Source organism: Streptomyces sp. NPDC044061, from assembly GCF_056434305.1.
In genome coordinates this window covers 327,004-336,770 of record NZ_JBWKFL010000008.1, presented here as the reverse complement: position 1 = coordinate 336,770, position 9,767 = coordinate 327,004, and the positions used below count along the sequence as shown (strand labels likewise).

Genomic DNA, 9,767 nt, shown 5'->3' with positions numbered 1-9,767 from the left:
ACGCCCGGTTACATTCCGAACCCGGAAGCTAAGCCTCACAGCGCCGATGGTACTGCAGGGGGGACCCTGTGGGAGAGTAGGACGCCGCCGAACAAATTTTGAAAGGGTTGGACCCCGAACTTCGGTTCGGGGTCCAACCCTTTTTTGGTATGCGTAACTTCAAGTTCACGTTGCGCACCCAGCATCGCTGGCATGGGTACTGCTGCAATGCTCAGGGCCGCCGGCGTCGGAGTCGGTGACGAGGTCGTCGTACCGGCCTTCGGGAACGTCGAAGTGGCCGAGGCCGTGAGCCTGGCCGGTGCGCTCCCGGTGTTCGCCGACATAGATCCGGTCACGTACTGCCTGGCCGCGTCCGCTGTGGACGCGGCCATAACTGCTCGTACGGCGGCCGTCGTTGTCGTGCACCGCTTCGGACGGCGCGCCGACATCGCGCGGTTGCACGAGGTGGGCCGGCGGCACGAGCTGCTCGTCCTGGAACAGGGCGAGTCCGAGGCGCCGTACGACGAGATGGCGCAGCGCAGGGAGCGGGCCGCCTACCTCGACGCCAAGCTGAAGGGCGTACGCACTCCGGACGGGGGCGACGGGCACACCTACCAGCAGTACGTGGTGCGGGTGCCGGGCAATGGCCGGCCGGACCGCGACGCCTTCGCGCGGGCTCTGCGGGCCAAGGGAGTTGAGTGCCGGGTGCCCGTGAAGACGCCCGTGCACCGGCTGCCCGAGTTCCGGCGCTGTGTGGCGCTGCCGGAGACCGAGCGGGCCGCGGACGAGACGCTCGCGCTGCCCGTGGACGCCTCGCTGACGAAGCGGGAGATGCAGCGGATCGTGTCCGCCTGCAACGCTCTCGGGGGACTGCTCCAGCCTGCTTTCTGAACGGCGACCGAACGCGTTTGGGGAAACGGGCCTGTTCAGGGTATGGTTTTCTTGTTGCCGCGAGGGAAACCTCGAAAGTGACAGGCCCCTATAGCTCAGTCGGCAGAGCGTCTCCATGGTAAGGAGAAGGTCAACGGTTCGATTCCGTTTGGGGGCTCGGGAAAAGAGGCCTCGCCCTACAGGGCGAGGCCTTCTTCGTGTGCCCGGACGGGCCCGAGAGCCTCAGTCGTTCTGAAGTCCCGGGACCCGCATCGCCAGAATGGCCATGTCGTCGGATGGGGCGTCGGACGCGAAGCGCTCCACGGCCCGCATGATGCGTGCCGCGACCGCGCCCGCCGTGAGACCGGTGCAGGTGGTGAGGACGTCGGCGAGGCCGTCGTCGCCCAGCATGCGGGTGCCCTCACGGCGTTCGGTGACGCCGTCCGTGACGCACAGCAGGACGTCACCCGGGTCGAGGGTGACCGTCTCCTCGTACAGCTCCAGGTCCTCGATCACGCCCAGCAGCGGCTGGGGCTCGGCCGCGGCCACCACCGTGCCGTCCTGCCGGAGGCGCAGGGGGAGTGGGTGGCCGGCGCAGACCACCTTCAGCGCGGCGCTGCCGTCCTCCTGTGGCCGCAACTCGCCGTAGAGCAGCGTCAGGAAGCGGCTGCGGTCGCCCTCGTCGAGGATCGCGGAGTTCAGGCGCTCCAGGACCGCCGGGCCGGACAGGCCCTCGCGGGCCAGCAGGCGCAGCGCGTGCCGGGCCAGGCCCGTGACGGCCGCCGCGTTCGGGCCCGTACCGCAGACGTCGCCGATGGCGAAGCCGTAGGCGCCGTTGCCGATGGGGAAGAGGTCGTAGAAGTCGCCGCCGACCTCGTTGCCCTCACCGGCCGCGCGGTAGATGACCTCCACCTCGACGCCGCCGATCTGAGGCAGGCCGGGCGGGAGCAGGCTGCGCTGCAGGGACTGGCTGATCGCCGTGCGTTCCGAGTACAGGCGGGCGTTGTCCAGGGCGAGGGCGGCCCGGCGGGACAGGTCCTCGGCCAGTTCCAGGATCTCCTGCCGGAAGTGCTCGTCCGTCGGCTTGCCGAGAGTCAGCATGCCGATGACGCGGTTGCGGGCGACGAGCGGCAGGACGACCGTCTCGCCGCCGACCGCGGAGGCCGTGGCGAGCGTCGGGCCGATGCTGGAGGCGACCCGGTGGGTGGGGCCGCCGGACAGGCCGAGGCTGCGCATCGAGGTGCGCAGGGCCGCCTGGTGGGCGACCTCGCCGGGGGCGGTCCAGACGCGGGCGCCCGGCGTCGGTACCGGATCGGGCGGTGCGACCTTCGACAGCAACGACTTGATGCCGTCGATGAGTTCCTCGTCCTCGTGCAGGACGTACGAGAGGTAGGGCTCCGAGGCCTGGTCGGCGATGGTGTAGACGGCGCACCAGGTGGCCAGGGTGGGGACCGTCATCTGGGCCATCAGGGCCAGGGTCTGGTCGCGGTCCAGGGTGCCGGCCAGCAGGTCGGAGGCCTCGACCAGGAAGCTCAGGGAGCCGCGGCGCAGCCGCTCCAGCTCGCCCAGGCGGGCCGACTCGACGGCCAGGGCGATGCGGTCGGCGGCGAACTGCAGGCGCAGCGCCTCCTCGTTGGAGTACCGGCCGGGTGCCTCGGCCGCGACGCCGAGGGAGCCCGTGAGGCGGCCCTCGACCTTCAGCGGGACCGTGACGACCGAGCGCATGCCGGTGCCGGACAGCAGCGGTACGGCGCCGGGGACGGCGTTGAGGTCGTCGTGGACGGCCGGCATGCGGGCGGAGCCGTAGCGGCCGGGGCCCGCCTCCACGGGGACGCGGGCGAAGCGCTGGCGGGCGGAGGGCAGGCCGGTCGAGGCGCGGACCTCCAACTCGGTCTCGTCGTCGGTCGCGAGAAGGAGGAACGCGGAGTCGGCGTCGAGCATGTCGCGGGCCCGCTCCACCGTGCGCTGGAGCAGACCGTCGAGGTCGTCCGGGGCGGGGGAGCCGATGAACACCTCGAAGGGGTCGGTGCTCTGGCCGTCGGAGGTGGCTGCCTGGTCGGTGGCGGGGACGCGCAGCGGTGTCTGCAGGACGGCGCGTTCGTGGTCCCGTACCAGCAGGCACACGGTGGAGGGTTCGCCGCCGGTGTCGCGGACCCTGAGGTGGGAGGCGTAGACCGGGGCGACCCGGCCGTCGGCGCGGCGGATGCCGTAGCTGCCCTCCCAGCGTGAGAGCTGGAGTGCCTCGGCGATGCCGGTGCCGGTGCCGGGGGTGTGCGGCCAGGCGGCGAGGTCGGTGAGGGGTCTGCCGATGACCTCGTTCGCCGGGTAGCCGAAGAGTTCCTCCGCGTCCTCGTTCCAGGCGTTGACGGACCCCTTCCGGTCGATCTGCAGGACCGCGACGCGGACCCGGCCGTCGGCGAGCGGGAGCAGGTCGGCGGGCAGGGAGGGGCCGGCGGCGCGGGTGCCGACCGGACGTTCGGGCAGGTCGAGCTGGAACCAGACGTTCTTGTGCGTGGGGGTGTAGTCCACGCCCCAGCGGGCGGCCAGGGCCGCGCACAGCTGCAGGCCGCGGCCGCCCTCGCGGTCGGGGCTGCCCATGGCGGCAGGCGAGCCCTGGACGGGGACCTCGCGCTCCGGATAGCGGTCCGAGACCTCGATGCGGAGGCCGTCCTCGGCGCGCAGGCACAGCACGTCGGCGTGTGTGCCCGCGTGCACCACCGCGTTGGTCACCAGTTCGCTGGTGAGGACCACCGCGTCGTCGACGATGTCTGCGAAGCCCCAGCCCTGCAGGGTGTCGCGGACGAAGGACCGGGCGGTCGCGACCGATCGCCCGACGGGCTCGAAGCTGGCGGCCGCGCGCGCGGTGATCACAGAACTCCTTGACCGGTTGTCGACGTGCATGGCTGCGTGGCCGGCCGGCTCGCGCCGCTGCTGCGGCATCCGCTCGCCCGTCGGCCGTGGCTCCGGGGGAAGTCCCCCGGGGATCACTCCGGTGGTCATGGTCTGCGGCCGCCCCTCCGATGCCCGCTCGTTCTCGTGCCACCGCCCAGGCCGGTGGGACCGGTGCGGCTGGACAGCCGCATGCAAGGTTACTTACCTTCGCCGTCCGAGCGGATGCCGGTCGCCGGTGATTACGCCCCCAGGGTGTGCGGACGATGTGCGAAGCTGCCGAACTGTTATGGCCTGGTTCGGCCGGGGTGAAACACTGGGCAAGCTTCTGATGAAGGTCCGGTCATGCTGCGTGTGTTCCGTGTACGGAGGGCAGTAGCCCCTGGTGTGGCCGGATCTCGTCTGGCAGAAATACCCAGCAGTAACGAGTACGCGGAAGTAACCGGTATGCCGGGGGACCGGGCATCGGTTCGACGCGGACGAGCACAGCAGCAACGGTCTACCCCTTCGGGAGGGACACAGTGGAGTCTGGCGGAGCGACGCGGGGCACGAAGACGCGCGCGAAGGGCGGACCTTCCCTGGGCAGGAACGGCGGTACCACCGCCGTGGACACGGCTGCCCTGAACCGGCTGCTGACGGCCCTCGTGGCGATGCGTGACGGCAACTTCCGCAAGCGGCTCACGGTGTCCGGGGACGGCGTGATGTCGGAGATCGCGGCGGTCTTCAACGAGGTGGCCGACCGCAATCTGCATCTGACCGGTGAGCTGTCCCGGGTGCGACGCATGGTGGGGCGTGAGGGCAAACTCACGGAACGGCTGGAAACGGGCGCCTGTGAGGGGTCCTGGGCGACGGCCGTCGACAACTCCAACGCGCTGGTCGACGATCTCGTATGGCCCGTCTCGGAGGTCAGCCGGGTCCTGACGGCGGTCGCCGAGGGCGATCTCTCGCCACGCATGGACCTGCGCACCCAGGCGCCCGACGGGACCGGGCATCCGCTGCGGGGCGAGTTCCTGAAGGTCGGCCGTACCGTCAACAACCTGGTCGACCAGCTGTCGACCTTCACCGACGAGGTCACCCGGGTGGCCAGCGAGGTCGGTACCGAGGGCAAGCTCGGCGGGCAGGCCCGGGTGCGCGGGCTCTCCGGTTCGTGGAAGGACCTCACGGACTCCGTCAACACGATGGCGTCCCGGCTGACGGCCCAGGTGCGCGACATCGCCCTGGTGACCACGGCCGTCGCCAAGGGTGACCTGTCACGGAAGGTCACCGTACATGTCGCCGGCGAGATGCTGGAGCTGAAGAACACCGTCAACACGATGGTCGACCAGCTCTCCGCCTTCTCCTCGGAGGTGACGCGGGTCGCGCGCGAGGTCGGCACGGACGGCATCCTCGGCGGCCAGGCGCACGTTCCGGGTGTCGACGGCACCTGGAAGGAACTCACCGATTCGGTGAACCTGATGGCCGGCAACTTGACGGCGCAGGTGCGCGGCATCGCCCAGGTCACCACCGCGGTGGCCAACGGTGACCTGTCGCAGAAGGTGACCGTTCCGGCGCGCGGTGAGGTCGCGCAGCTCGCCGAGACGATCAACCAGATGACCGAGACGCTGCGGATCTTCGCGGACGAGGTCACGCGCGTGGCCAACGAGGTCGGCGCCGAGGGCCGGCTGGGCGGTCAGGCGACGGTGCCGGGTGTCGCGGGGACCTGGAAGGACCTGACGGACTCCGTCAACACGGTGTTCCGGAACCTGACCACGCAGGTGCGGGACATCGCCGCCGTGACGACCGCGGTGGCCAGCGGTGACCTGTCGCAGAAGGTCACCGTGGACGTGGCCGGCGAGATGCTGGAGCTGAAGAACACCGTCAACGGCATGGTGGACCAGCTGTCCGCGTTCGGTGCCGAGGTGACCCGGGTCGCGCGTGAGGTCGGTGTCGAGGGTGAGCTGGGCGGCCAGGCGCAGGTGCCGGGTGCGGCCGGTACGTGGAAGGACCTGACCGACTCCGTCAACACCGCGTTCCGCAACCTCACCGGGCAGGTGCGCAACATCGCCCAGGTGACGACGGCGGTGGCCAACGGCGACCTCTCCCAGAAGGTCACCGTCGACGTCTCCGGCGAGATGCTCCAGCTGAAGAACACCGTGAACACGATGGTGGACCAGCTGTCCTCGTTCGCCGACCAGGTCACGCGGATGGCCCGGGACGTGGGTACCGAGGGCCGGCTCGGCGGCCAGGCCAGGGTGGACGGCGTTTCGGGCACCTGGAAGGAGCTGACGGACTCCGTCAACTTCATGGCGGGCAACCTCACCTCCCAGGTGCGGCAGATCGCCCAGGTGACGACGGCCGTGGCGCGCGGTGACCTGTCCCAGAAGATCGACGTCGACGCGCGCGGGGAGATCCTCGAGCTGAAGAACACCATCAACACGATGGTGGACCAGCTCTCCGCCTTCGCCGACCAGGTGACCCGGGTCGCCCGGGACGTGGGCACCGAGGGCCGGCTCGGGGGCCAGGCGCAGGTGCCGGGCGTGGCCGGTGTGTGGCGGGACCTCACCGACTCGGTGAACGGCATGGCCGGCAACCTCACCGCCCAGGTGCGCAACATCGCCCAGGTCGCCACCGCGGTGGCCCGCGGTGACCTGTCCCAGAAGATCACCGTGGACGCGCGCGGGGAGATCCTGGAGCTGAAGAACACCCTGAACACGATGGTGGACCAGCTGTCGTCGTTCGCCCAGGAGGTCACGCGCGTGGCCCGCGAGGTGGGCACCGAGGGCATGCTGGGCGGCCAGGCGGAGGTGCAGGGAGTCTCCGGCACCTGGAAGGACCTCACGCAGTCCGTGAACTTCATGGCGAACAACCTGACGATCCAGGTACGCAACATCGCCGAGGTCACGACCGCGGTCGCCAAGGGTGACCTGTCCAAGAAGATCACCGTCGACGCGAAGGGCGAGATCCTCGAACTCGTCACGACGGTCAACACGATGGTCGACCAGCTGTCCAGCTTCGCCGAGCAGGTGACCCGGGTGGCCCGTGAGGTGGGCACCGAGGGCATCCTGGGCGGCCAGGCGCACGTTCCGGGTGTCACGGGCATCTGGAAGGACCTCAGCAACAACGTGAACCTGATGGCCAACAACCTGACCATGCAGGTGCGGAACATCTCCCAGGTGGCCGCGGCCGTGGCCAACGGTGACCTGACGCGGCAGGTCACCATCGAGGCGAGCGGTGAGGTGGCGCAGCTCGCCGACACCATCAACACGATGGTGAAGACGCTGAGTTCGTTCGCCGACCAGGTCACCAAGGTGGCCCGTGAGGTGGGCACGGACGGCATCCTGGGCGGTCAGGCGCACGTTCCGGGTGTGGCCGGTACGTGGAAGGACCTCACCGAGTCCGTGAACCAGATGGCGTCCAACCTGACCGGTCAGGTGCGCAACATCGCCATGGTCACCACGGCCATCGCCAAGGGTGACCTGACCAAGAAGATCGACATCGACGCCCGCGGCGAGATCCTCGAGCTGAAGACGACGATCAACACGATGGTCGACCAGCTGTCCAGCTTCGCCGAGGAGGTCACCCGCGTGGCCCGCGAGGTGGGTACCGAGGGGCAGCTCGGCGGTCAGGCACGCGTGCGTGACGTCGACGGCACCTGGCGGGACCTCACCGAGTCGGTGAACGAGATGGCCGGGAACCTGACCCGCCAGGTGCGCGCCATCGCGCGCGTGGCGACCGCGGTGACCCGGGGCGACCTGAACCTGAAGATCGACGTCGACGCGTCCGGCGAGATCCAGGAACTGCAGGACTACATCAACAAGATGATCGCCAACCTGCGCGACACCACGATCGCCAACAAGGAGCAGGACTGGCTCAAGGGCAACCTCGCGCGTATCTCCGCGCTGATGCAGGGGCGCCGGGACCTCGAGGACGTGGCCTCGCTGATCATGAGCGAGCTGACGCCGGTGGTCTCCGCGCAGCACGGGGCGTTCTTCGTGGCGATGCCGCTCATGGAGGGCCAGGACCGCGGCGGCGACGGCGAGGAACAGTACGAACTGCGGATGCTCGGCTCGTACGGCTACTCGATGGGCTCCATGCCGACGTCGTTCCGGCCGGGTGAGGCGCTCATCGGCACGGCCGCCGAGGAGCGGCGCGCGATCCTGGTGGAGAACGCGCCCAGCGGCTATCTGAAGATCTCCTCCGGGCTCGGGGAGGCGCCGCCCGCGCAGGTGATCGTGCTGCCGGTGCTCTTCGAGGGCACGGTGCTCGGGGTGATCGAGCTGGCATCGTTCACGCCGTTCACGCAGATCCAGAAGGACTTCCTCAACCAGATCGCCGAGATGATCGCGACCAGCGTCAACACCATCTCGGTCAACACCAAGACCGAGCTGCTGCTGAAGCAGTCGCAGGAGCTGACCGAGCAACTGCGTGAGCGGTCCGCGGAGTTGGAGAACCGGCAGAAGGCGCTGCAGGCCTCCAACGCCGAACTGGAGGAGAAGGCCGAGCTGCTGGCCCGGCAGAACCGGGACATCGAGGTGAAGAACACCGAGATCGAGGAGGCCCGGCAGGTCCTGGAGGAGCGCGCCGAGCAGCTCGCGGTGTCGATGCGCTACAAGAGCGAGTTCCTCGCGAACATGTCGCACGAGCTGCGCACACCGCTCAACTCCCTGCTGATCCTGGCCAAGCTGCTGGCCGACAACGCCGAGGGCAACCTGTCCCCGAAGCAGGTCGAGTTCGCCGAGACCATCCACGGCGCGGGCTCCGACCTGCTCCAGCTGATCAACGACATCCTCGACCTGTCGAAGGTCGAGGCGGGCAAGATGGACGTCTCCCCGACGCGTATCGCGCTCGTCCAGCTCGTGGACTACGTGGAGGCCACCTTCCGCCCGCTGACCGCGGAGAAGGGCCTCGATCTGTCCGTACGGGTCTCCCCGGAGCTGCCTGCGACCCTGCACACCGACGAGCAGCGGCTGCTGCAGGTGCTGCGCAACCTGCTGTCCAACGCGGTGAAGTTCACCGATTCCGGGTCGGTGGAGCTGGTGATCCGACCGGCCGGCGCGGATGTGCCGCAGAAGATCCGGGAGCAGTTGCTGGAGGCCGGTGCGCTCACCGACCCGACGGCCGACCTGATCGCGTTCTCGGTGACCGACACGGGCATCGGTATCGCGGCCAGCAAGATGCGGGTGATCTTCGAGGCGTTCAAGCAGGCGGACGGCACGACCAGCCGCAAGTACGGCGGCACCGGCCTGGGCCTGTCGATCTCGCGGGAGATCGCGCAGCTGCTCGGCGGTGAGATCCACGCGCAGAGCGAGCCGGGCCGCGGCTCGACGTTCACGCTGTACCTGCCGCTGCACCCGAGCGAACTCCCGCCGCAGGGCTACCAGCAGTCCGTGCCCCCGCTGGAGGCCGGTGAGCTGGTCGCCTCCGAGGCCCGGCTGTCCTCGGAGCTGTCCGCCGCGGAGATCGAGACGCCGGCCGAGGTGAAGTCGTACCAGGAGACGCAGAGCGGTGCCGCCGCGCTCTTCCGGCGCCGCCGGCGGAGCAGTCTGCCGCCGGCGGAGCAGCGGCCCGAGCAGTGGACGACGGTCGCCGAGCAGGACAGCACACCGCAGCTGTCCCACGCGGAGCGGTTCGGCGGTGAGAAGGTGCTGATCGTGGACGACGACATCCGCAACGTGTTCGCGCTCACCAGCGTCCTGGAGCAGCACGGGCTGTCGGTGCTGTACGCCGAGAACGGCCGCGAGGGCATCGAGGTGCTCGAGCAGCACGACGACGTGGCGGTCGTGCTGATGGACATCATGATGCCCGAGATGGATGGGTATGCGACGACGACGGCGATTCGCAGGATGCCGCAGTTCGCGGGACTGCCGATCATCGCGCTGACCGCGAAGGCCATGAAGGGCGACCGGGAGAAGGCGATCGAGTCGGGCGCCTCCGACTATGTGACGAAGCCGGTCGACCCCGACCATCTGCTGGCGGTGATGCGGCAGTGGATGCGGGCGGGGTGACGAGGTGACCTGGGCGGACGTGAACGCCGTGGGAACCTCGGGTGT

At 69.5% G+C, this 9,767-nt stretch carries 3 protein-coding genes, 1 tRNA gene and 1 rRNA gene; 4 read left to right on the top strand and 1 reads right to left on the bottom strand.

Features of this window, described 5'->3' with window-relative positions:
- From rrf to AC07CM_RS16070, 3 genes are all read left to right on the top strand, one after another.
- Positions 1–93 (top strand): 5S ribosomal RNA (rrf, locus tag AC07CM_RS16080); the annotation flags it as partial.
- 114 nt (positions 94–207) lie between these two features.
- The gene (locus AC07CM_RS16075; protein WP_478877006.1) at positions 208–870 is read left to right on the top strand and encodes a DegT/DnrJ/EryC1/StrS family aminotransferase; all 663 of its coding nucleotides are present in this window, start codon (positions 208–210) and stop codon (positions 868–870) included.
- Between the two features lie 84 nt (positions 871–954).
- A tRNA-Thr gene (locus AC07CM_RS16070) sits at positions 955–1,027 on the top strand.
- A gap of 65 nt (positions 1,028–1,092) precedes the next feature.
- Here AC07CM_RS16070 and AC07CM_RS16065 read toward each other — a convergent pair.
- On the bottom strand, positions 1,093–3,849 hold the full coding sequence (locus AC07CM_RS16065) for a SpoIIE family protein phosphatase (RefSeq protein ID WP_478877000.1): 2,757 nt from the start codon (positions 3,847–3,849) through the stop codon (positions 1,093–1,095).
- 410 nt (positions 3,850–4,259) lie between these two features.
- On the opposite strand from AC07CM_RS16065, the gene AC07CM_RS16060 reads away from it, so the two are divergent.
- Positions 4,260–9,722 (top strand): HAMP domain-containing protein, encoded by a 5,463-nt coding sequence (locus AC07CM_RS16060; protein ID WP_478876999.1) that lies wholly within the window; start codon positions 4,260–4,262, stop codon positions 9,720–9,722.
- Positions 9,723–9,767: the final 45 nt, after the last annotated feature.

Excerpts from the sequence above, each read along its gene's own strand:
- AC07CM_RS16075 (WP_478877006.1), top strand. The coding sequence starts at position 208 with ATGCTCAGGGCCGCCGGCGTCGGAGTCGGTGACGAGGTCGTCGTACCG.
- AC07CM_RS16065 (WP_478877000.1), bottom strand. The coding sequence starts at position 3,849 with ATGACCACCGGAGTGATCCCCGGGGGACTTCCCCCGGAGCCACGGCCG.